Here is a 22241-nt window from a genome sequence, read left to right on the forward strand (position 1 = left end):
AACATGACTGTATTTATTTGTTTATTCGAGCCGAAAAAAGCGGCGCTCAAAAATGGGGCTATACCACTTGTTATTGCTCTGGAAGCCATAAATAAGAAAATGGCATCGGCACTGGCCATCGGTAAATTGTGGGAGGCCTACCCCGCCGCCGGTGATAACTTTACAGATCCAAAAATCTGTGAGGATACTATCGGGCAACCGCGCCCGGTTGTGGGTGATTTCGATGAGCAGTTCGCCCAGGATAATACCTTTGATGGCAAGGTGTGGACGCCAAATAGCGTGGCATCGCCAGAGGATGAGGATGATAACGACGGCGACGAACAGGGTGATAATTCAGACTTAGTGAACTACGCCAAGCTAGGGATTGATGTCAAAGTTGGCAAGATCCTAATGTATGAGTTGCGTGACATCGATACGCACGAACTATCGCTAGTGTATGACCTGATTAACGACGACGAGGGTGACGCCGGGCTACGTTCAATTATAACGGCATTGGCAGGCATACCGGCTATCGGCGCGATGTATCAGGAGTCAGTCAAAGAGCTGATCGATGCTATTAATGTGAAGTTCCCTAAAATCCCTCAATTCCCTGAGGTACAGAAGTTTGCCCAAAAATGGGTTGATGAACCTAATAAACGGGACGAATTAACCGGGGCGAAAAAAGTTACCCGCATAACCACACCTGATCCGGATGCGCCAATTAAGCGCGGCTTTGATCACACCTATAAAACCCTCGATCTCGAAGTTGCCCTCGCCTTAGTACCTGCAGATTTTAATTGCTGGGAAATCCACTCAGCAGAAATGAGGCAGGCAAAAGAGCTGATGGACAGTAATGATGATGCTTGGCGTAAATGGTCAACCGAATTGCGTGTTCGTAGCGATGCGTTATCTATCCCGCGTGAAACCATCTTTGAGATGATCCGCGCCGGTAAAGAGAAACCTATTTTCCTAACCGATGCCGCCGCCCGAAAAGAATTTATCTCACAATGTATCGCCGTCAAAGGGCCGCGGCCCGCGGTTAAAAATTTAGGTGACGGTAAGTTCTCGATTGATGGTCTGGTCGGTGGTGAACCCCAACCGGCGGCAAACAGTGAAACAAAACTAGCCCTGGTTGCCAATGCTGAGCCAGAAACCGAAACAAAACCGCCAATTATTGCAACAGAACCGGAAAACACTGCACAGGAAGCTATCACCGATAACGCTGCTCAGCAGGCTAAAGATACGCTGGATCAGTTAGGTTATGGCGTTTATGCCTCAGTTGATGAGAAGCTGGCAGAAGTTATTGAGGCGGCGCAGCAAAGCGCCGTTGCTACCGTTGAAGTTACTGCTGACGAATTCCAACACCGTGCAGGCTTGATTGAACGGGAGATTGCGCAGAAGTCCCCTGAAGAACAGGAAAACCTGCATATCTGGAAATCGGTACAACGCACAGATCCACGCTTTACCAAACCTGTAGAGGGTGCGGGATATGTTGCTACCAGCATTAACGCTGAATATATGTTTATGCGGGCCACGGAAGTATTCGGCCCCATTGGTGAGGGCTGGGGCTACACCATTCTTGAAGATAAAATGCTTTCAGGCGCACCAATGTCCGAGGCGATTTACGACGATAACAAAAAATACATTGGTAATCGGCTTATTCGTGATGCCGATGGCACATTGCTATGCGAACAAAATCACTCGATCAAAATTCAATTCTGGTACTCAGTTGAGGGGGATGTGCGCGGTGAGATCGAAAGCTACGGAGCCACCCCTTACATGTATAAAACCAATAAAGGAATTAAGGCAGATAGCGAGGTAATCAAAAAAAGCCTCACTGACGCTATTAAGAAAGCGCTATCAATGCTGGGCTTTAGCGCCGACGTATGGCTCGGAATGCACGATAACCCCGAATATCTGGCAGAAAATAACATCGAGTTCGCTATCAAAAATGCCAGTGAAAAAGCCGGTGACACCGTTCGCCTGCGCAAAGAGCTGGATGAGAAATTAACCAAAGTCGGCAATACCATTTCGAATGCCGTCACTACCAATGAAGTGAGTAAAATATACGGCACTATTGCCCGCGAAGTTGATGTCCATCGCAAAGATGCCGAAGCCAAAGCCGATCACCAACACGCCAATTACCTCAAAACCCGATTGCTTGCATTACACCGCTTAACTGAAAAACGGGTTGCCGAACTTACCGCACAGGAGCAATCAGCATGAGCAACACCGCAATCGCATTAGCCGCAGACCTTTTTAAACTGCAACAGTTGGTTGAGTCCTCCGAAGAACTCACGCCAGAAATGATCGCCGATACGCTAGAGGGTTTAGAGGGTGCTTTGGGGGATAAGCTAGATGCAACCTATGTCTTTGTCCGTAATTTAGAGGGGCAGGCTAAAACCTGTGATGAAGAGGCGAAACGCCTGGCTGACCGTAAGCGGTCATTTGAGAACCGGGCTAAATCGATCAAACAGTATGTGCTCAGCTGTTTATTAGCCGCAGATATGAACACGTTGAAAACGCCGTACAACACATTCACCGCGCGAAAAGGTGTGGCCAGTGTGGTGATCGACAACGAGGATTTGTTGCCAAGTGAATTGGTGACAGTGCAAACCATCGTAGCCCCCGATAAAAAAGCCATCAAAGAAGCCATAGAGAATGGCGTTGATGTTAAAGGGGCGCATATCGAGATAGGTAGTCGTAGCCTGCAAGTTCGCTAATTTCATTCAGCCCCGGACCAACGGGGCATTATTGAGGCCAGACCCATGCTAAAGCGTACCCACAAGCGCGGCGAAAAGTCCTATATCACGTTACCTGATGGGCGAACGGGAACTATCCATACCGATCGCCGTTGTGATGTTCACTACGATTTTCCGACAGATGTTCGGATTAGCAGCACACCACCGCAGCCAATCGTTGAAAAGGAGGTCAACCAATGATCCGCCCTCAACTAGCCGTATTTTTTATCACAGCAGGTACAGCCTTAATTTTTATCTATGGGGCCGAGGTTAGCGCAGTCGCTGCGTTTTCATTCGGTACCGGTTTGGCTATGGGGTGCTGGAGACAAAGAAAGGTACCAACCAAAAGTTGATTTTGCTTAATCAGAAATAATCAGCCGGCCCCGCTAGCATGGTGGTAAACCAACACCAGGGAAATCACCATGCAGCCATGGCAACCGGGCAAGCGCCTATTAACCGAGTTCGACATTAAGATCGGCAAATTATCAGCCAGCGTACGCAAACAACAACTCACCGACCAAGATATACAGCGGGCCTGCTCTGAAACCGACAGAGCGATAGGCCGCATGATACAGGGGCAAGACCATGAGAAACGACCACGACATAATCACCAAAGAGGAGATGATTGAGTTGACCGGGTATCATATCCCTTCAAAGCAATGTGAAGCACTTAAAAATGCTGGGATATTTTTTATAATCCGTAGAGATGGCCGTCCGCAAACTACATGGGGCCATTTTCAAGATCCCCTATCTCTTCGTCATACACCCAAAGCAGCGACTGAAATATCTGTTGAGCCTAACTTCGGAGCATTAGATTAATGGGGAGAAAACGCAGTAACCCACAAGACAACTGGATGCCTCCACGAACATGCAGGGGGCGTTCTGCATTTGAATTTAAGCCTAAGCTCGGGGGAACGATAAGGCTCTGCGGATTCGATGCCAGTCCGGCCCAAGTATGGGCAGCGTATGAGGCGTTAATAAATGATAAACAGAATGAAAATGTCTTTAATTGGCTTGTTAGTCGATTCTTTCTATCTGCCGATTTTATAGAGCTAGCTGTTGAGACACAGAAAGATTATCGGAAATATGCGGTAAAAGTATTATCCGTTTTCGGCGAGGTCCATCCAGATACAATAAAACCTGAGCATATTCGCAAGTATATGGATAAGCGTGGCGTAAAAAGTCGCACTCAGGCTAACAGGGAAAAAGCCTTTACATCCCGTGTCTTTCGATGGGCCTATGAGAGAGGGATGGTGAAAATGAACCCATGCAAAGGCGTGAAGCAATTTAAAGAAACCAGCCGTACACGTTATATAACCAATAAAGAATACGATGCGCTTTATCAAGTTTCCCCGCCAGTGGTTCAGGTCGCAATGGAACTAGCATATTTATGCTGTGCACGACAAGCCGATATTTTAGGCATGAAGAAGAACCAACTAATTGATGATGGGATCTTAATACAACAAAGTAAAACGGGTATTTCTCAAATCAAAGCATGGGGACCGCGTTTAACCGCAGTTATAAAGCTCGCCAGTCAACTACCGTTAAACAGAGGAATGAGCAGCATCTTTGTTATCCACCAACAATCCGGTGCCAGATATACAAGAGATGGTTTTAATAGCCGATGGCTGAAAGCCAAAGCTGAGGCAAAAGAGAAGTATCCAGAATTAGAGTTTAATTTCACTTTTCACGATTTGAAGGCAAAAGGTATCTCTGATTTAAGCGGATCGCTTTACGAAAAACAGGCGATATCAGGACACAAGAATGCAGCTCAAACAGCACGATATGATCGTAAAATTGCGATAGTACCAGCGGTAGGAGACCAGTAAAGCAGAAATAATATTATGAATGGATATTATGAAAGGTGATTTCAGGCACAAAAAAACCGCCTCACGGCGGCTAACGACATACTCATACTACTTTGTTTTACTTAGAATATTTTCCATGGTGCCCGGGGCGGGACTTGAACCCGCACAGCCATAAGCCGAGGGATTTTAAATCCCTTGTGTCTACCGATTTCACCACCCGGGCTCTGGAAAACTGGAGGCGCGTCCCGGAGTCGAACCGAGGTAGACGGATTTGCAATCCGTAGCATGGCCACTCTGCCAACGCGCCTTATTCTCTGTGCCTTTACAGCTTAGGTCCGCTTACAGCCAACCTATTAATTTGGAGCGGGAAACGAGACTCGAACTCGCGACCCCGACCTTGGCAAGGTCGTGCTCTACCAACTGAGCTATTCCCGCAACATCAGAACTTACTGATTCTTTTGCTATCTTTCGACATTTTGTTACTGCCGTCTGATGCGATGCATTCTACTTACCTGACGCAATGAGTCAATAAAATTATCTGACTAATGCGTTCGTTTGCTGCTTTTTACGGCGCTTCGATCAAGGTTCGAGCAAATCTTTCCAGGCAGCGTTTAAATATTGAAACATTGACCAGAATGTCAGTACCGCAGCAATGTAAAGAAGAACAAAGCTGGCAAGCTCAATGTTATGGTCTGGGCGCCAAAGTAAGCCAACGAGTGATCCCATTTGAGCTGTTGTTTTAACTTTACCAATCCATGATACCGCGACACTACTGCGTTTACCGAGTTCCGCCATCCACTCACGGAGGGAGGAGATGATAATTTCTCGGGCTATCATAGTCGCAGCGGGTAGTGTAATCCACCAGACATGGTAATGCTCAGCAACCAGCACTAACGCAATGGCTACCATCACCTTATCCGCTACCGGGTCAAGAAAAGCCCCAAAGCGGGTTGTTTGCTTCCATCTACGGGCTAAAAAGCCATCAAACCAATCAGTGGCTGCTGCAAACACAAATATGATGGCACAAACCATCGGAGCCCATACGAATGGCAAATAGAACGCCAGAACGAAGAATGGGATGAGCACAACACGAAACAGGGTAAGCCAAGTCGGTATATTCAATTGCATAATGCTACGATAACTATCTGGCTGGTGTGGACATTATGAGTATGGTGCAACATTAGCCTCAGTGTTTCAATGCATTGTAGATTTTTTCTGCCAATGCTTGTGAAATACTCGGCACTTTTGCAATTTCCTCGACGCTTGCGTTAAGTAAAGGTTGTAGCCCGCCCATATATTTCAGCAAAATTTGCCGTCTCTTAGGGCCGATCCCCTCTATCATTTCTAACGCGCTGGTATTTTTTACTTTAGAACGACGCTGTCTGTGCCCGGTTATTGCGTGGTTATGAGAGTCATCACGGATATGTTGAATCAAATGCAACGCTGGTGAGTCTGGTGGTAGAGAGAAACCCTCCCCTTCCGCCGCCAAAAACAGTGTTTCCAGCCCCGCCTTTCTATCACTCCCCTTTGCAACCCCCACTAATAACGGTTTTTGCTTATCCCACGGCACGTTGAGTGAAGCAAAGACGTCAAAAGCCTGAGACAGCTGACCTTTCCCACCGTCAATAAAAATAACGTCAGGGATTTTTTTCTCATCTAACGCCTTGCCATACCGACGCTTAAGCACTTGAGACATCGCGGCATAATCATCACCGGGCGTGATACCACTAATATTGTAGCGCCTATATTCTGAACGTACAGGCCCATTTGCATCAAATACAACACAAGATGCTACCGTTTGCTCGCCCATCGTATGACTGATGTCAAAACACTCCATACGATTGATCTCATCAAGATTAAGTATCTTGGCTAACTCTTTCATTCGCTGATGAATAGTTGATTGCTGCGATAAACGAGTAGTCAATGCAGTTGAGGCATTTGTGCGCGCAAGTTTCAGATAACGCGCCCGATCGCCCCGCGGGCGACTTTGGATCTGAATTTTCCTTCCGGCCAACTCAGAAAGAGATGAAGCCAGTAGCTCCTTCTCTTCAAGTGTGAAATCCAGCAGTATCTCGCCTGGGAGTGTACGCCCCTGACTTCCTTGCAAGTAAAACTGCCCGACAAATGTCTGGACCACTTCGCTTAGCTCAGTTCCCGCAGGAACTTTCGGGAAGTAACTTCGGCTCCCAAGCACTTTCCCCTGTCGTATAAACAGCACATGGACACAAGCCAGTCCGGCATCAAATGCAACACCGATAACATCGAGATCCTCACTGTCACCGGAAACAAACTGCTGCTCGGTAACTCGCCGTACAGCCTGTATTTGATCACGAATACGCGCCGCATCTTCAAAATGCAGCGATTTACTGGCTTCCTCCATACGAGAAATCAGTTGGGTTAAAACTTGCTGATCTTTGCCCGACAGGAACAAGCGCACATAATCAACCTGGCGCTGATACTCTTCATCACTCACCAGCCCCGTAACACAGGGGCCTGAACAACGACCAATTTGGTATTGCAGGCAGGGGCGTGAACGATTGCGATAAACACTATTTTCACACTGCCTGACCGGAAAAAGCTTTTGCAATAAAGCCAAAGTTTCGCGAACAGCATAGGAGTTTGGAAACGGCCCGAAGTACTCCCCTTTCTCGTGCTTTGCTCCGCGATGGATAGCCAGACGCGGATGGGTATCCGCGCTTAAAAAAATAAGTGGGTATGACTTATCATCTCGCAGCAACACATTGTAACGAGGCTGATAAAGCTTGATGTAATTATGCTCAAGCAGCAAAGCTTCCGTTTCTGTATGCGTCACGGTCACGTCAATCTGAGCAATATTTTTGACTAAAGTTTCTGTTTTACGACTCGCGACTTGGGCACGAAAATAACTCGTCAGGCGTTTTTTAAGATCTTTTGCTTTGCCGACATAAATAACTGTCCCCGCCTTGTCATACATACGGTATACACCAGGCTGGCTGGTGACAGTTTTTAAAAACTCTTTAGAATCAAAACAATCAGTCACTATTAGATAACATCTCCGCGTTAAACAGACCATGGCGGATAGCCAAATGTGTCAATTCAACATCACCACTAATATTAAGTTTGCTAAACATCCGGTAACGATAGCTGTTCACTGTTTTTGGGCTCAAGTGAAGTTGCTCCGATATCTCATTCACCTTTTGGCCTTTCGTTATCATTAGCATAATTTGTAATTCACGCTCTGACAAACAGCTAAAAGGTGTTTCAGCAGGCGGCTCCAACTGACTCAGCGCCATCTGCTGTGCAATATCCGAAGCAATGTAACGTTGCCCCGAATGAACAGCACGGATAGCCGTGACAACATCCTGAGGTGCCGCACCTTTACTTAAATACCCACCAGCCCCCGCCTGCATGACTTTCGCCGGCAAGGGATTTTCCGTATGAATGGTTAGCATGATAACTTTAGTATCCGGAGAGTAACGCAAAATCTTGCGCGTAGCTTCCAACCCGCCGATACCGGGCATATTCATATCCATCAAAACGATATCGACAACATGGCTACGGCACCATTTTACCGCATCTTCACCACACTGCATCTCACCCGCTACCTTGATACCCTTGATATCTTCAAGAATGCGTCGTATCCCTGCGCGCACCAGTTCGTGGTCATCAACAAGAAGAACGCTAATCAAAGAAAATTCTCCAAAAATAAGGGAGTAACCTAATCATGCTTTGTTTACGACAATGATATTACTTGTTTTCGACCAAATAATGAATACAGAAAAATTGCAAAATCATATCTATATTGTTTGACATATATTATTTTCATCAACATTTTAACTATGTACATAAATTTGCAGACATATCATTTAACAGCCTGATAAAAAAGAGAAGTTTTTTTAAGATTTTTCTTGCTGCAACTCAGCTATTCATACAAAAAAATAATTACCTGCATTAAGAGAATTAGTTTATACCCAAGAAACACAACATATTGATACATCTAAAGATCAAGTGACGTGACACTCATTCTCTGATATAGGAATTATTCTTAGTTTTGTTTATTTATTGTTTATCTCTTATTCATTTTCACGGCGTGTGATTCTTGACACAAATTACCATTCGAAAATGATATGGTTTTTATGAACATAACTAACTTAATTAAGATAAAACGTACATTAAGATAAGAAACATTGATAAGCAGCGCCTGTCATCGGCACAAGTACGGTCGAATTTTGGGCTACCAATAAAAGATTGCGCACTTGTTATCAAAGCAAACTATCAGTTTATGGTATAATGCAACAACTGCTTAATAATGCCGCGAATGTTCACTGCGATACTGGGCTCCCCAACATCACCTTGTTCACTGGCAAGCTATCACTTCAGGAAAAAAAATGAGTAATCCAGACTTTACCACTTCTGCTGACCCAGAAACTTTAGCAAATGAAGTTGCGTGCTTAAAAGCAACATTGACTCTACTGCTAAAAGCAATCGGCCAAGCCGATGCTGGGAAAGTAATCTTAAATATCGAACGCTCTATTGCCGGTATCGAAGACACTGCTCAAGCTGAAGTTTTCACCAATACAGTGGCCCAAATCAAGAACGGTTATCGTCAATAGCAGCTAGAAATAACATGTAATAAGCCAATTTTACCCTGCTGCCTGATTTATAAGTTTCATTATTTTCATTGAAATATATTCAATCGGCAGCTTCTTTTTTATCTTTCGAGAGTGTCATGGGATTATTACTTAAGGCACTGATCGGTGCCAGTGTTGTGATATTGATTGGGATATTATCGAAAACGCGTAATTACTATATTGCGGGCTTAATTCCCTTGTTCCCTACTTTCGCCCTCATTGCACACTATATTGTCGGTAAAGAGCGTAGTATTGAAGCATTGCGCACAACAATTATATTTGGTTTGTGGGCCATCATCCCTTACTTTATCTACCTGATATCCCTTTATTATCTCATCGAGCATTTACGCTTATCACAAGCTTTAGTTGTCGCTGTTATATGCTGGACTATTGCTGCATGGGGACTTATCTCCGTCTGGAGTCAATGGCACAGCTAACGAAAAATCACACCCAAACCTCATATAATCAACGCAATAACAATAAGATAAGTGCATGAATAGCTAACATTGTCACAGAGAAAATAAGATTCAGGTTATTGATAGACCGCGACCTGAGCTCATCTGAAGACTCATCGCTTACCTGAATTTTCCTAATTCTGTAGATCCAATACCCGCCAAGTAGCACAAAAAGCAGCGCTAACGACACCGCCAATAGGGGATATCCCCACACTAGATACTCACTCAGCGCTGCAATAGCAAACCAAAGAATGACAAAGACCATAATGACCACCTAAAATTTTAGTTATTCGAGCTTAGCACACTCCTTAAAAACCATTAAGTTGTGCCAAGAAGAAAGTAGTAAAATTTCAAAAACGATAAAAAACTTCAAGTATAAATACATCATAAAGATTAGCATCAGGTTAGTAATTCGTTAATTTCCCTACAGAACGATGACACTAATCGAGCATAAAATCAGAATATAATATTTAGCAAAAACCACAAAACCAGTTCAATCACCTAATCACAAACTAGAGAGTAACAAAGAAGACCAATAAGGTCACAATTCACTCTACATTGCGTACAAAAATAAAATGCTAAAAAACTAAATTAAGTAGTTTTACTACATCAAGAATTCATCGCATTGGCCGTTATACATTACACCTATTTTAATAAACGTAAAGATCATGAAAAAGTTCGCCGAACTCTCTATTTTAACAAAATTACTCTCCGGATTCTCTGTTGTTATTGTCATGATGTTGTTACTTGGCGCAGTAGCGCTATCTCAGTTAAGTAGCAATAACGCCAGACTAGAGGCCTATCGAGACAGTTGGTTACCAGGTGTCCGTTATGCCCTGGAAATGCGCGGTGTTTTGGCAGAATTACGGCTACAGCAAGTGCAATACATCGCCTCATCGACAGAAAAAGAGCGTGAAGGCCACCGGTTGGAAATTTTACAGGCCGTTGATAACTTCCGTGCAGCACAAAATCGATTTTTAAAGTTACCTGAAGGCTATAATGACTCCGAATTATTTAAGAGAATAATGTCAGACTTTGATAATTTCTCTCAGGCAAACAGTTTCGTTATTGATGCGGTTAATAATAATCAATTAGCTGAAGCCAGTAAGATAAGCGGCGATACCTCCAGAAAATACCGCACGCAGTTAATGAAAGATTTAGCTGAATTGGTGGTGCTAGAAGTTCAGGGGGGAGAAAAAGCAGCAACCGAGGGTCAGCAAAGTTTTAATACGGCTAAAAGCTTACTGCTCGCTCTATTATTATTCGCAGTTCTTATTTCAGCGTTGCTTGCTAGCATGATTGCTCGCAATTTATCCCGTTTATTGGGCGGAGAGCCGGCTTACGCGGTAGCTATTATGGGGCATATCGCGGCTGGCAACTTATCAACTGAAATAAAGCTTCGCCCTGGTGATAAAAATAGCCTACTGGCTTCCTTGAACACAATGAATCAGCAGTTGAAGAGCACTATTAATGAGATCATGCATGGTAGTGAGTCAATTTCTGTTGCATCAAATCAAATTGCACAAGGCAATACTGATTTATCACAACGCACTGAAGAGCAAGCATCTTCACTTATCCAAACCTCTGCCAATATGCAGGAGTTAACCCAAACCGTGCGGCAAAATGCTGATAATGCACGGCAAGCAAGTGAATTGGCTGTCAATACCGCCGCTACAGCAACCGAAGGGGGAGTTATTGTTGATGAAATGCTACTTCGTATGCAGGAAATATCAAATAGCTCGAAGAAAATTGTCGATATTATTGCTGTGATTGAGGGGATAGCTTTCCAAACCAATATATTAGCCCTAAATGCTGCCGTTGAAGCTGCCAGAGCAGGTACAGAAGGCAAAGGGTTCGCCGTTGTTGCAAGTGAAGTGCGAACATTGGCCCAAAAAAGTGCAAATGCAGCGAAAGAAATTAAGCTGCTCATTGTTGGTACGGTTGAAAAAATTAATGCCGGTTCAGAGCGTGCTGACCATGCCAGTCAGGCAATGGGTGAGATTGTTGATTCGGTAAGTAAAGTTGCACATATTGTTGGCGAAATATCTATTGCGTCACAAGAGCAACATATTGGTATTCAAGAAATCGGCATTGCGGTAGAACAAATGGACCAAGTGACGCAACAGAATGCGGCATTGGTTGAGGAGGCCGCAGCCGCGGCGCAATCATTAACTGAGCAAGGTGCGGAATTACGTCAGGTTATTCGCTTCTTTCAGATTAATGGCCCCGCAGTAAGCTAGGAAAATAATGAGCAAGAGCTAAGTCCAATAAGTACCAGGGACTTAGCTCTTAGCCCTAGTATTAATGAAATTCATGTTATTTATGACAACAAATCTTTCAGCACCCAAAGACTGACACTTCCACCATTCACTGGAAATACCGCCTCCCCCGCGTCATCGGTAGTAATAGTAGCGGGGTGATTACCTAAATAGTCGGCGAACTCTTTATTCGGGAAATCTGCACCAAGTGCAATTGTTTTTTCATTTTCAGCGCTATTAGAAAGGATGACGACACAGCCGGGATCTTCCTCCGTGCCTGCACGAACAAAAGCGATACAGTTCTTATCATCAAAATAATCTGTCTGCGCTCCATGAGCGAAACGTTTCCTGGCTTGAATTAACTTTTCTAACTCAGTAACAACCGGCATTTCTATCTGATAAGTTCCGCCATCATCACCACTATCTTCATAATTGGCACCGAAAAGATCAGGATAGAAAATACAGGGGATGCCCTGTTCACGAATTAAAATCAGCGCATAAGCTAACGGCTTAAACCAAGGTTCAACCGGGGCCTCCAGTGATTGTAGGGGTTGAGTATCATGATTAGCGACTAAAGTTATAGTATGCATTGGATCAACTTCGATTAATGAGCCATTGAATACTTTCGTTAAATCAAAATCCTCACCTTGTTTAGACGCGTCGTGAAAATTGTGATGTAAAGCGACATCAAACAGCATCGCATTACCCTCTACCCGCGCCAAATACTGCTGTAATTTTTCAATATCCGGTGACCAATATTCAGCAATAATTAGCAGATCTCGTCCCGCTTTACTTCGTACATGCTCTATCCACTCTTTAAAAAACCAGGCAGGAATGTGTTTCACTGCATCCAAACGAAAACCATCAATTGGCAGTGAATCAAGCAGCCATTCACCCCAATATTTTAACTCACCCATCACCGCAGGATTACGGAAATCAATATCCGCCCCCATCAGATAATCAAAATTACCTAATTCATCATCAACCTCGCTATTCCAACCCTCATCACTATAACTATTTACGATTTTAAAAATACCTTCATCTGACGGCTCTTCAATATAATCAACTCCAGAAAAGCACTGCTTATCCCAGATAAATGATGAGTAAGTTTGATGGCGTCCAGGGAATGTAAAACGGGTATAAGCCTGGGCCTCAATAACCTCATCATCAATTTCAGTCCGGTTTTCAGGATTCACTTTGCGAACACTAACTTGCTCTTTTTCGTCGGCACCCATTTTGTGATTGAATACCACATCAAAAAGTACTTTTATATCCACTTCTTTTAATCGATTAATCGCATTCAGCAGCCCCTCTTTATCGCCATATTTTGTCGCCCGCGTTCCCTTCTGATCAAATTCGCCCAAATCAAATAAGTCATAGGTGTCATACCCGACAGAGTAGCCTCCGGAGGCACCTTTATAGGCAGGAGGAAGCCAAACAAAATTAATCCCAAGCTGACTGATATGCTCCGCTCGTTCAGAAACTTCCTGCCATAATTTGCCACCGTCTGGGTAGTACCAATGGAAAAACTGGAAAATCGTGGGATTTTTCATAGGCTTGATAGCTCCATTTTACCTTCTACCCCATAGTATGGCCCACTTTATAAAAATTGGACTGATAATAAGGTAATAGACTGTGTATTCCTTTTGAGAGTGCGTTAATGTGAAAGCCGTTTATCTATATTAGAAATATGAGGCTTAAATGAATATAGTGGATATTCCATTTGGTATCACCGATTGGTCAACAATAGATAAAACCGAGCATAAAGGAGAGCACGGTGTTGCCTATTGGCGAACACAGAATTTTGGCAGCATAAGAGTGCGTATGGTTGAGTACAGTGCGGGATATCTGGCAGACCACTGGTGTTCCAAAGGCCATATTTTGCTCTGCATTGGCGGTGAATTAAGCACTGAATTGGATGATGGCCGAATTTTTATATTAAAGGCAGGGATGAGTTATCAGGTTGCGGATCATGCGGAAGCACACCGTTCGTCAACAATCTCAGGGGCTAAACTTTTTATTGTCGATTGAACCAGAGTCGCGCCGAATGCCGACTTTTTTGTGTGTCAGCTAACAGCCCGTCCTCGACTGTTAGCTGAAATAACATTTTATTACTGCCCTTCAGGTAGTGAGTCAACCGGATTATCCGGATATAAAACCCGAATACGGCGCCTGACAATTTCAACCTGAAATGCGGCCATCACTGCGATTATAATCAGGATTTCACCAAAACCACCTTGTTCCGTTGGCTGATTATAAAGATATTGCAGTGTGCCAATAATCCATTTAGACCCGACAAGCAGCAGGAATAAAGTAATGGTCAGTGGTGTCCCTTTACAAAAAATACGTCCATCTGCTTCACGCCAAATTTCTATAAGGCGGCCTTGTAAAACACCAATGACAATACTAAAGACAACACCGCTACCTAACACCAACCAGGAGGTCATTGTCGCTGGCATATATGTGCCACCCACGACCAAACCGACCATCCCGTATACCCAAGCCCATTTAAAACGAGCGGGACCTAGCGGCACCTCGTGACTGGCCGACTGACGGTACAAGGCAAAAAGTGTTAGCACCAGAATAATCAGTATTTGTACGGGAGTCATCGCTATCTCCTTCAAGAGAAGCATCTAGTCAGGGATAAAGCACTTTAATCGTGATAATGACCAACTGCACTAGCAATACATGCATGCTTTATCAGTCTTTGGAGAAGCCAGAACGATTAGCAATCATTCGCCAATCGCGCTGTACAAAGTTTAGCCTATTTATCGACAAATAACACTATTGCAATAATATTAATCCCATCTCACATTCGTATTAATTAGTTTAAGCTATCAGATATTAACCCTCGTGACTCAGTCAACTAATCCCAACTACCAAATGTTGCAGGGGTAATAATATTCAGCGCACTCGCCAGTCTATTTAATCGTCGCATGGTAATGCTAGACTAGCAGTGCTTTTTATTAGGCAATAATAGACTCATTTAACGAGATAAATAGATGACTCAAAATATTTATGATGACCAAGCTTTTTTTCAGCTTATGCCAAACTTAGCCGCTCAGTCGATGGGCTGGATGGTGCACCTGAGTGGCCAGCAATCCGCCAAATCCTACCACCACTGTCTGGCCGTAAAGTTGCAGATCTCGGCTGTAGTTATGGTTGGTTAATTGCAGATAACGGGCGAAAATTGAACTTTATTACCAGTATGCATATCTGTTGTATATGAATATTCTTGAGTCAACAGATGGGCTACGAATGAAAAAACTTTTAATTATCTTAACTATTCTGATTGGTTCTATCGTGTTGATAACCTTTACTACACATGTGGCGTGCATGGAACTGATTGAGTTTATTATGCAAAAAATCGGAGTTCGTTGTTATATGAAGAAATTAGTAAATATAATAAATGGCTTTTTAAACTCAAGACTGCATGGCTTAATTGAGCAATTAAATTAAATTAAATTAAGTAGTTATCGAGCTTTTCTGGCGGCCAGTTTGCACATTGATAAGGAACATAACGGTGTTTTTTTGTTCACATGCCTTTTGCAGTGAAATCAAGCGAAAAATTAACACCTGAAATGAGAGAAATGGGGGTTGACGGAAATAAGGCCTGAAAGGCTGGAGTAAAAATAATCGGAATAGAAGATTTTCGATTTTATGATTTAAAGCATACATGGCAAGATTGGTTAGTTCAATCCGGAGTTCCTATTTCTGCATTACAAGAAATGGGTGGATGGGAATCAATTGAAATGGTTAAAAGATATGCTCATCTTTCACCAAACCATTTAAATGAGCACGCCAGACAAATAGACGCAATATTTAATGGTTGTGTCCCAAATATGTCCCATGAAATAGATTTGAAATTAGAGGTTAATACTAAGTGATTGATTTTGTTGGTGGGTCGTGGCGGGTTCGAACCGCCGACCAATTGATTAAGAGTCAACTGCTCTACCAACTGAGCTAACGACCCAACGGCGATAATTATTCTCCTGTTAGCCTTAGCTGTCAAACACTTCATCGGATTTTTCTCTTTATACTCGGTTATTTCCGCCATCGCAGATTAATTATTCATCTGATACTGACGATTATTGTTAGTTATGTAAGTTCATGTTGTAATTCCACGCGCTGTGATGAACTTAACAAAATTCAGTGTATGAAATATCAACACTGGAAAACGAGGCGTATTGTGTAATTATTGTTACTGAAATATTAAATTATTCGCAAAACATGATGTAAATATAGAAAAATCAGACAGACAGACAGGTTAAGACCAAAGAGCCAACATAGAGCTCAACAACTTCACAAATACAGGAAGAGGGAATGGGAAAGATGGTAGACCAATCCAAGATAGTGGCAGAGCCTTTGCCGGAACCTGAAGAGCACCTTCAAAGGAATCTCTCCAACCGCCATATTCAACTAATTGCTATTGGCGGTGCCATAGGTACTGGGTTGTTTATGGGATCGGGTAAAACCATCAGCCTTGCCGGGCCGTCGATCATTTTCGTCTATATGATTATCGGTTTTATGTTGTTTTTCGTGATGCGAGCAATGGGTGAACTGTTGCTATCGAATCTAAAATATAAGTCATTCAGTGATTTTGCCGCTGACCTACTTGGCCCTTGGGCCGGATTTTTCACTGGCTGGACCTACTGGTTTTGTTGGGTCATCACCGGGATCGCCGATGTGGTCGCCATTACCGCTTATGCGCAATTCTGGTTCCCCGGGTTCTCCCAATGGGTCGCCTCACTGTTAGTGGTTTTACTACTGCTATCACTGAATTTAGCGACGGTAAAAATGTTCGGTGAAATGGAGTTCTGGTTCGCCATGATTAAGATCGTGGCCATCGTAGCTCTGATTTTTGCCGGGTTGACCATGGTGTTAATCAGCTATCACTCCCCTTCCGGCACGACCGCGTCATTTACCCATTTATGGAGTGATGGCGGGATGTTCCCGAAAGGTATCAGCGGCTTCTTTGCCGGCTTCCAGATCGCTGTTTTTGCGTTTGTGGGTATTGAGTTAGTCGGGACCACCGCCGCTGAAACCAAAGATCCTGAAGTGGTATTGCCCCGCGCTATCAACTCCATTCCTATCCGCATTATTATGTTCTATGTTTTCTCATTGATTATGATTATGTCGGTAACCCCATGGAGCTCGGTGGTTGCGGATAAAAGCCCGTTTGTTGAGCTATTCGTGTTGGTCGGGTTGCCCGCAGCCGCAAGTGTGATCAACTTTGTGGTCTTGACCTCCGCCGCCTCTTCAGCCAACAGCGGCGTATTCTCCACCAGCCGTATGCTGTTCGGGCTGGCAAAAGAGGGTGATGCACCAAAGCAATTTGGTAAGTTGTCACGCCGCTCTGTTCCGGCCTCTGGCCTGACATTCTCTTGCATCTGCCTGCTAGGCGGTGTGGTGCTGATCTACCTGATCCCGAATGTCATGACCGTCTTCACACTGGTCACCACGGTTTCGGCGATTCTGTTTATGTTTGTTTGGACCATTATCCTTTGCTCTTATTTGGTCTATCGCAAAAGACGTCCAGCGCTGCATAAAAAATCGATCTACAAAATGCCAGCCGGTATTTTCATGTCTTGGCTCTGCATGGCGTTCTTCGCCTTCGTGCTGGTGCTGCTAACCTTGGAGAGTGATACTCGTCAGGCACTGATGGTCACGCCGCTGTGGTTTGTGATACTGACCATCGGCTATCTCATCTTGAAGAGACGCAAAACCCAGCTGTTCGACAGTGATAACCGCTAAGTTATCCGGCGTCAGAGCCTCTCTGACGCCAATTTTCTCTGCCCTTTTCAGCTACCCCTAGCTTGCCGAACAACATGAGGATGCGACCGCCTATCAGCAAGGTGCTTTTAACATTATCCATTACACCAGACACACAAACTCTTTGTGATGCAAGGCGGTAAAGATTTACTCCATGTGGAGTTGCTGGCCCTGCCAGGATAGCTGTGTCACCGCGGATGTCGCGACGCCATCCGTGGTTTCTCCCCCCACCAGAATCACCCTATTATTATCCTGAATAGAAACACCGTAACCCAGTGGTTGAGGCAATTTACCTGCCAGTTGCCACTGGCCATCTACCTGCGCATAAACCTCTTGTTGCCACTGTTTTTTCAACCCCTTGTGCGCATAAAGTTGACCTGCACTGAACTGTTGCCAGGCCCCGGGGAAATTGGCGCCGCCAGCCACCAACACCGCGTTATGGCTGACACCGGAAAATGCCCCTGCCAACCCCTCTTGCGCCGCTCCCTTTTCTACCCCGATCAAATCGGGCAGTTGCTGCCATTTCAGCTCTGCGCCCTGCTTCTCCCCCTGCCAAACTGCCGCAGTCCGCAAACCGGGCTTAATTTCACCATTAATTAATATCAGCCGATTATTCATGGCAATTATTGCTGATCCGGCGGTGCCTAAAAATGGCACCTGACCGCCACTTTTCCACTGATTCTTGATTGGCTCATAAATAAGCACATCACGGTTATAGAAATAGTCAGCGGGGGCCTGATCAAAATAGGCATTAATCACTGCGCTCTTCTGCGTTTCATTGCTTCCGGCTGTCGCCAGATCAGCAAAATAGCCATCAAAAATCGCTTTATTTACCCCCCCGAGCAGCAGCGCCTGAGTGCCATCCAGAGTGGTGGCCGCCGTGCCGACCAAGCCACGCGGAGCGCGCGTCGCCAACTGCTGCCATTGATTTGTTGATGGATCAAATCGGTAGACATCATTCAGCGCCCGCACTTGAGTATCACTGGCGCTACTTTTACCCACGCCGCCAAAGACATAGAGTTTCCCATCCAGCGCCACCGTGACAGCTTGCTCTCGCGGTTGTCCGGGGAAATCCGCTATTTTCTGCCAACCGCTGCTGAGGTTATCCGTATCAAGGTGAAACCAGGATTGGCCGGCACTGCCCAGACCAATATATAAGTGGTTATTCACCCGCGCACCCGTCCCGTTTTTAAAGGGAACCGGCACATCCGGATAGTGCTGGGCGTTGACCTGCGGCAAGGAGAAGCTCACTAATAGTGTGAGCGCGCTAAACAGTGCTACTCTTGCACTCCATTTTTTCTTATATTGACGGTATATCTGAGTCATCGGCGGTGTTCCCCATTGATCAATAATTCAGGCGAGAGTGTGTTGGCTAATTGTTAAAAACAAAACTCCATTTTAATAAAAAAAATGGAGCTTAACTATCAATCAAGATATTAACCGCGCCGGGTTCTGTCAATATGGATGATAAGTAACTGTGATAAATAACCCGGTGATGGGGTAGATATTGGGCTGAGATAATCAGCAAAATAGGCCGTGATGTGACTGTCTGCCAGGCGTCGGGAAGATGTCGGGTTACTGTCGTGGTGATGTCGAACGCGTGCGCGTAGGTTTGCCGGTATACCAACCAACCCCATGGGGAGCTTAATATGAATCTTTATCGTATTCGCGAATTACGGCAGGCTCGCGCCTGGTCACAAGAGCAGTTAGCCGAACTTTGCAGTCTTAATGTGCGTACTATCCAGCGAGTAGAGAGTGGCGAGCAAGCCAGCCTGGAAACCTTGAGTGCCATTGCCGCAGTTTTGGAGCTGAAAGTCAGCGAACTCTACACCCCCGGTGCCAGCCAGCAACAAGCGGCACCCGCTGATGCCGTTGACCAGCGGGTACTTGATGCCCGTGATGCCGTTGACAATGAAATGGCTTTTTTACGCCAATTACTGCGCGCGGTTATCCTGTGTGCACTGCTGTTTGCCATTAACTGGTTCACCTCACCGGATTATATGTGGGCATGGTGGGTCGTGCTTGGATTGGGTATCCCATTAGGGCTAAGGGCCATTAATATGTTTTTACTGGGCAATTGGCTGGAGCGCTGGCAGCAAAAGCGCCTGCAAAAGAAGCTACGTAATCTGTGATAATAGCTAAAACTCAAGGGCAGCCCAAAAGTTGCCCTGAGTGACATCACCCCGCTAAAGCTGAGAGCGGATAATCCTTTTCATGTATCGCCAAAATAATATTAGCACCATGCCAATCAGTATTATCGCTATTAATCATAATATATGAATCTCTAGATTAATTATTAACTCCTCATGCTTATTATTATTTTTAGCTTGGTAATCACCCAATAAGCAGCCATAAATTATGCATACTGAAACATAAACAATTAAAAATCTATTACTATAAAAAGATCTGTTATTTTAAATAGTAGCATGTTAGATCTATAGACCCCTTTTTGCACATTGCACACAACTTCAAACTGGAGTATTTATGGACGTTACAAATAATCAATTTGAAATTAATTGCACTAAAATGCGAAATGCTTTTTCTCACTGTTTTGACTGGGATAATGTAGCCATTAACTATGCCATGGTTGATATTAAAAAGAAGAAAATAGATGGAATAACCAGTGATTATGAGTGGCACTTATTATGTTGGGAAGATGATTTAGACTTACGTATTAGCGAGCGATTAGCTACGGGAGTACAATACTGGGAGAACTACTCATCAATATTCTCAGAAACACTATTTAAATTTAAAAATAAAAAATACAAAGAAAAAGTAGATATGTGCACTTGCCATGGCTCAGTATTCGAATTAATTTCTGTAAATTCAACAAAAGCATTACCCCCTAAAGATATAATGGCGTTCCTAAAGTTTAAACCTATATTAAGTGATTACACTAATAAATTATGGAAAAAGCAGCATCCGCAAGAGACCGCGCTACCACTAAGAGAGGAGATTACACTTGATAAAATCGCAGCCAATAATATGTACGAAGATTCACTTGATTATCACCCCTATATGCGTTTTGGCAAGATTCGCTTTACCCGCAAGGAGATCTCGACTATTCGACTTTTACTTTCACATCGACAAGTCAAAGAGATTGCCACATTTCATGGCTGCACCGTGACGACCGAGCGAGCACGTATTCACCATATAAAAGAGAAACTCAATTGTCAGCATCAATCATCTGCCTCATTATTCAAAGCGCTTAAAGATCATGGGGTAACATTAGCTTGTCTGGACGTTCTTATCAAAACAACCCAATAAAACAGTGTGATAGATTGAGGGAATAGGATGAAATGGAAATTCAGATTAGGGGCAGTAGCCGGTAATACATTGGAATATTATGATATTGCGGTATTTGCAGCGATATCTATGTATCTGAGTGCCGAATTCGCGCGGCAAGGGTATCAAAATCCCGAAAGTATCGTCTGGGGTATATTTGCCTTAAGATTTATCACAAGGCCGCTGGGTGGATATATTATTGGCCGTTATGCGGATCAAGCAGGCCGGAAAGCCGCATTAGTCCTCACTAGTTTAATCACCGGGCTTGCGACTCTCTGTATGGCATTATTACCCATCAATACATTGGGCTATTATGCGCCCTTAGTCGTTTTGCTATTACAAATGACATTATCACTTAGCTTTGGTGGTGAAGTGGCCTCGCTAACCACTTACCTTTTCGATGACCCTGCAACTAATGAGCGCGCCAGAATTTGTAGTTTGATTGTTGGTAGCTCTCTTATTGGGGTTCTCGCATCACTGATTATTGTCTATCTACTTGAGCACACTCTTGACTCGGAAACTATGCAAACCGTCGGCTGGCGAATTCCTCTACTGCTTGGCATCGTCAATATCGCCGTAAGTTTTTGGTTTAGGATTAAATTACCCAGCCAAGCGACAATGGCTTATAAGCGCCGGGTTAATTGGGTCGATGCGATGCATATATGTTTGATTATGGCTCCGGCTACCACTGTTTTCTATGCACAAAACATGTCAATGTCGATAATACGGGAGTCGCTACATATAGGTGATTTTAAAAATCTTTATGCGATATTTTCCACCGCTCTGTTCTGCCTGCTATTGATGTTAACTGGCTGGCTAGCAGACAGATATGCCAGTGCATCAAAAGTATTTGCATGGGGGGTGTATAGCTTAATCATATTTTCAACACCTCTCTACTTGCTCTTATCCAGCACTATTTTTGAGTTTGTTCTATTGGCGCAGCTATTTATTAGCGCCAATGCAGCCATGATATTGTGCGGTAACTTATCTGTTATAGCGCAAGTAGCAAAGGGTCACACCGCAACTATGGGGGTTGGTTGCAATATCTCAATCAGTTTATTTGGTGGTATGACGCCATTAATTATTGATAGCCTATTACCCTATGGTCTGACTTATGCGGGTATATATATATCACTCTCCGGCTTCGCGCTCCTATTATCATATTGGATTTTTAAAACACGTTATTAGCTGCACCCTATTTGCTTATCTCAGCGCGTTGTCCATGCTTCACTTTCTGTGCGGGCAAAGTTGCAGCCTGCTGGTATTGGCGTATGGTTAATATGTGTCATAAGCAGCGACTATGATGACCTCATCAACGTTATTCAATATATTT

The 22241-nt window shown here is 44.2% G+C and carries 21 protein-coding genes, 4 tRNA genes and 2 pseudogenes; 16 read left to right on the forward strand and 11 right to left on the reverse strand.

Annotation, left to right across the window (positions count from 1 at the left end):
• Positions 1-3 precede the first annotated feature (3 nt).
• The 6 genes from FFE93_RS12600 (at position 4) to FFE93_RS12620 (ending at position 4549) form a co-directional block, all read left to right on the forward strand.
• Entirely contained in the window at positions 4-2205 is a 2202-nt protein-coding gene (locus tag FFE93_RS12600) for a transcription termination factor (RefSeq protein WP_138775315.1), read from the forward strand.
• Positions 2202-2702 (forward strand): siphovirus Gp157 family protein, encoded by a 501-nt coding sequence (locus FFE93_RS12605; protein ID WP_138775316.1) that lies wholly within the window; start codon positions 2202-2204, stop codon positions 2700-2702. Before FFE93_RS12600 ends, FFE93_RS12605 begins: the two co-directional genes overlap by 4 nt.
• 45 nt (positions 2703-2747) lie before the next feature.
• Complete coding sequence (locus FFE93_RS21540; RefSeq protein ID WP_186367654.1) at positions 2748-2921, forward strand: hypothetical protein; 174 nt, start codon at positions 2748-2750, stop codon at positions 2919-2921.
• A 221-nt stretch (positions 2922-3142) separates the two neighbouring features.
• A complete protein-coding gene (locus FFE93_RS12610) occupies positions 3143-3349 on the forward strand; it encodes a hypothetical protein (RefSeq protein ID WP_138775317.1) in 207 nt (68 codons plus the stop codon).
• Positions 3342-3539, forward strand: coding sequence for a DUF4224 domain-containing protein (locus tag FFE93_RS12615; protein WP_315850378.1), 198 nt, complete (start codon positions 3342-3344; stop codon positions 3537-3539). The genes FFE93_RS12610 and FFE93_RS12615 overlap by 8 nt, the downstream gene beginning before the upstream one ends.
• Positions 3539-4549 (forward strand): tyrosine-type recombinase/integrase, encoded by a 1011-nt coding sequence (locus tag FFE93_RS12620; RefSeq protein WP_138775318.1) that lies wholly within the window; start codon positions 3539-3541, stop codon positions 4547-4549. Before FFE93_RS12615 ends, FFE93_RS12620 begins: the two co-directional genes overlap by 1 nt.
• Before the next feature lie 116 nt (positions 4550-4665).
• Here the strand turns inward: FFE93_RS12620 and FFE93_RS12625 are convergent.
• The 6 genes from FFE93_RS12625 to uvrY all read right to left on the reverse strand — a co-directional run bounded on the left by FFE93_RS12625 (position 4666) and on the right by uvrY (position 8196).
• Positions 4666-4751 (reverse strand) — tRNA-Leu (locus tag FFE93_RS12625).
• A 10-nt stretch (positions 4752-4761) separates the two neighbouring features.
• Positions 4762-4835: transfer RNA gene (locus tag FFE93_RS12630), tRNA-Cys, on the reverse strand.
• Between the two features lie 52 nt (positions 4836-4887).
• Positions 4888-4963, reverse strand: a tRNA-Gly gene (locus tag FFE93_RS12635).
• 144 nt (positions 4964-5107) lie between these two features.
• On the reverse strand, positions 5108-5656 hold the full coding sequence (pgsA, locus tag FFE93_RS12640; RefSeq protein ID WP_032815476.1) for a CDP-diacylglycerol--glycerol-3-phosphate 3-phosphatidyltransferase: 549 nt from the start codon (positions 5654-5656) through the stop codon (positions 5108-5110).
• A gap of 58 nt (positions 5657-5714) precedes the next feature.
• The gene (gene uvrC / locus FFE93_RS12645; RefSeq protein WP_032898139.1) at positions 5715-7547 is read right to left on the reverse strand and encodes an excinuclease ABC subunit UvrC; all 1833 of its coding nucleotides are present in this window, start codon (positions 7545-7547) and stop codon (positions 5715-5717) included.
• Complete coding sequence (gene uvrY / locus FFE93_RS12650) at positions 7540-8196, reverse strand: UvrY/SirA/GacA family response regulator transcription factor (RefSeq protein WP_032898140.1); 657 nt, start codon at positions 8194-8196, stop codon at positions 7540-7542. Before uvrY ends, uvrC begins: the two co-directional genes overlap by 8 nt.
• 699 nt (positions 8197-8895) lie before the next feature.
• Between uvrY and FFE93_RS12655 the strand changes: the two genes are divergently transcribed.
• Both FFE93_RS12655 and FFE93_RS12660 read left to right on the forward strand, forming a co-directional pair.
• A complete protein-coding gene (locus FFE93_RS12655) occupies positions 8896-9120 on the forward strand; it encodes a DUF2594 family protein (protein ID WP_005275539.1) in 225 nt (74 codons plus the stop codon).
• A 116-nt stretch (positions 9121-9236) separates the two neighbouring features.
• Complete coding sequence (locus FFE93_RS12660) at positions 9237-9575, forward strand: GlpM family protein (protein WP_049598984.1); 339 nt, start codon at positions 9237-9239, stop codon at positions 9573-9575.
• A gap of 28 nt (positions 9576-9603) precedes the next feature.
• Here FFE93_RS12660 and FFE93_RS12665 read toward each other — a convergent pair whose 3' ends face one another.
• The gene (locus FFE93_RS12665) at positions 9604-9858 is read right to left on the reverse strand and encodes a hypothetical protein (RefSeq protein ID WP_032898141.1); all 255 of its coding nucleotides are present in this window, start codon (positions 9856-9858) and stop codon (positions 9604-9606) included.
• 403 nt (positions 9859-10261) lie between these two features.
• Between FFE93_RS12665 and FFE93_RS12670 the strand changes: the two genes are divergently transcribed.
• On the forward strand, positions 10262-11833 hold the full coding sequence (locus FFE93_RS12670) for a methyl-accepting chemotaxis protein (protein ID WP_005275548.1): 1572 nt from the start codon (positions 10262-10264) through the stop codon (positions 11831-11833).
• A gap of 80 nt (positions 11834-11913) precedes the next feature.
• Here the strand turns inward: FFE93_RS12670 and amyA are convergent, their stop codons facing one another.
• Entirely contained in the window at positions 11914-13404 is a 1491-nt protein-coding gene (gene amyA / locus FFE93_RS12675; protein ID WP_138775319.1) for an alpha-amylase, read from the reverse strand.
• Between the two features lie 148 nt (positions 13405-13552).
• Here amyA and FFE93_RS12680 point away from each other — a divergent pair, with 148 nt between their 5' ends.
• On the forward strand, positions 13553-13882 hold the full coding sequence (locus FFE93_RS12680) for a DHCW motif cupin fold protein (RefSeq protein ID WP_049598993.1): 330 nt from the start codon (positions 13553-13555) through the stop codon (positions 13880-13882).
• Between the two features lie 80 nt (positions 13883-13962).
• Here the strand turns inward: FFE93_RS12680 and FFE93_RS12685 are convergent, their stop codons facing one another.
• Positions 13963-14460: a hypothetical protein gene (locus FFE93_RS12685; protein WP_032898143.1), complete on the reverse strand. Its 498-nt coding sequence runs from the start codon at positions 14458-14460 to the stop codon at positions 13963-13965.
• A gap of 393 nt (positions 14461-14853) precedes the next feature.
• Here FFE93_RS12685 and FFE93_RS12690 point away from each other — a divergent pair.
• Positions 14854-15017 (forward strand): annotated as a pseudogene (locus tag FFE93_RS12690) (SAM-dependent methyltransferase); the annotation flags it as partial.
• A 424-nt stretch (positions 15018-15441) separates the two neighbouring features.
• Positions 15442-15738: pseudogene (locus tag FFE93_RS12695) on the forward strand (tyrosine-type recombinase/integrase); the annotation flags it as partial.
• Between the two features lie 10 nt (positions 15739-15748).
• On the opposite strand, the gene FFE93_RS12700 reads toward FFE93_RS12695, so the two are convergent.
• Positions 15749-15824, reverse strand: a tRNA-Lys gene (locus FFE93_RS12700).
• Between the two features lie 359 nt (positions 15825-16183).
• On the opposite strand from FFE93_RS12700, the gene cycA reads away from it, so the two are divergent.
• Positions 16184-17605: a D-serine/D-alanine/glycine transporter gene (gene cycA, locus FFE93_RS12705; RefSeq protein WP_173361785.1), complete on the forward strand. Its 1422-nt coding sequence runs from the start codon at positions 16184-16186 to the stop codon at positions 17603-17605.
• A 165-nt stretch (positions 17606-17770) separates the two neighbouring features.
• On the opposite strand, the gene FFE93_RS12710 is transcribed toward cycA, so the two are convergent.
• Positions 17771-18949, reverse strand: coding sequence for an N-acetylneuraminate epimerase (locus FFE93_RS12710; RefSeq protein ID WP_138775320.1), 1179 nt, complete (start codon positions 18947-18949; stop codon positions 17771-17773).
• A gap of 323 nt (positions 18950-19272) precedes the next feature.
• On the opposite strand from FFE93_RS12710, the gene FFE93_RS12715 reads away from it, so the two are divergent.
• From FFE93_RS12715 to FFE93_RS12725, 3 genes are all read left to right on the forward strand, one after another.
• A complete protein-coding gene (locus tag FFE93_RS12715; protein WP_005275565.1) occupies positions 19273-19755 on the forward strand; it encodes a helix-turn-helix domain-containing protein in 483 nt (160 codons plus the stop codon).
• 352 nt (positions 19756-20107) lie between these two features.
• Positions 20108-20890, forward strand: a complete 783-nt coding sequence (locus FFE93_RS12720) for a helix-turn-helix transcriptional regulator (RefSeq protein ID WP_005275567.1) — start codon at positions 20108-20110, stop codon at positions 20888-20890.
• Positions 20891-20917: 27 nt separating this feature from the next.
• Positions 20918-22096 carry an MFS transporter gene (locus FFE93_RS12725; protein ID WP_005275569.1) on the forward strand — a complete coding sequence of 393 codons (1179 nt, stop codon included), beginning with the start codon at positions 20918-20920 and terminating at the stop codon, positions 22094-22096.
• The last annotated feature ends 145 nt before the right edge of the window (positions 22097-22241 follow it).

The sequence above is a fragment of the Yersinia sp. KBS0713 genome (assembly GCF_005937895.2).
Taxonomy (GTDB): domain Bacteria; phylum Pseudomonadota; class Gammaproteobacteria; order Enterobacterales; family Enterobacteriaceae; genus Yersinia; species Yersinia bercovieri.

Bases quoted from the DNA above. Each gene is read 5' to 3' on its own strand.
- FFE93_RS12655 (WP_005275539.1), top strand. From the start codon at position 8,896: ATGAGTAATCCAGACTTTACCACTTCTGCTGACCCAGAAACTTTAGCA.
- FFE93_RS12710 (WP_138775320.1), bottom strand. From the start codon at position 18,949: ATGACTCAGATATACCGTCAATATAAGAAAAAATGGAGTGCAAGAGTA.
- FFE93_RS12605 (WP_138775316.1), top strand. From the start codon at position 2,202: ATGAGCAACACCGCAATCGCATTAGCCGCAGACCTTTTTAAACTGCAA.
- FFE93_RS12720 (WP_005275567.1), top strand. From the start codon at position 20,108: ATGGACGTTACAAATAATCAATTTGAAATTAATTGCACTAAAATGCGA.
- FFE93_RS12660 (WP_049598984.1), top strand. From the start codon at position 9,237: ATGGGATTATTACTTAAGGCACTGATCGGTGCCAGTGTTGTGATATTG.
- FFE93_RS12600 (WP_138775315.1), top strand. From the start codon at position 4: ATGACTGTATTTATTTGTTTATTCGAGCCGAAAAAAGCGGCGCTCAAA.
- FFE93_RS12615 (WP_315850378.1), top strand. From the start codon at position 3,342: ATGATTGAGTTGACCGGGTATCATATCCCTTCAAAGCAATGTGAAGCA.
- FFE93_RS12680 (WP_049598993.1), top strand. From the start codon at position 13,553: ATGAATATAGTGGATATTCCATTTGGTATCACCGATTGGTCAACAATA.
- cycA (WP_173361785.1), top strand. From the start codon at position 16,184: ATGGTAGACCAATCCAAGATAGTGGCAGAGCCTTTGCCGGAACCTGAA.
- FFE93_RS12610 (WP_138775317.1), top strand. From the start codon at position 3,143: ATGCAGCCATGGCAACCGGGCAAGCGCCTATTAACCGAGTTCGACATT.
- FFE93_RS21540 (WP_186367654.1), top strand. From the start codon at position 2,748: ATGCTAAAGCGTACCCACAAGCGCGGCGAAAAGTCCTATATCACGTTA.
- FFE93_RS12725 (WP_005275569.1), top strand. From the start codon at position 20,918: ATGAAATGGAAATTCAGATTAGGGGCAGTAGCCGGTAATACATTGGAA.
- FFE93_RS12665 (WP_032898141.1), bottom strand. From the start codon at position 9,858: ATGGTCTTTGTCATTCTTTGGTTTGCTATTGCAGCGCTGAGTGAGTAT.
- FFE93_RS12715 (WP_005275565.1), top strand. From the start codon at position 19,273: ATGAATCTTTATCGTATTCGCGAATTACGGCAGGCTCGCGCCTGGTCA.
- amyA (WP_138775319.1), bottom strand. From the start codon at position 13,404: ATGAAAAATCCCACGATTTTCCAGTTTTTCCATTGGTACTACCCAGAC.
- FFE93_RS12685 (WP_032898143.1), bottom strand. From the start codon at position 14,460: ATGACTCCCGTACAAATACTGATTATTCTGGTGCTAACACTTTTTGCC.
- FFE93_RS12620 (WP_138775318.1), top strand. From the start codon at position 3,539: ATGGGGAGAAAACGCAGTAACCCACAAGACAACTGGATGCCTCCACGA.
- pgsA (WP_032815476.1), bottom strand. From the start codon at position 5,656: ATGCAATTGAATATACCGACTTGGCTTACCCTGTTTCGTGTTGTGCTC.
- FFE93_RS12670 (WP_005275548.1), top strand. From the start codon at position 10,262: ATGAAAAAGTTCGCCGAACTCTCTATTTTAACAAAATTACTCTCCGGA.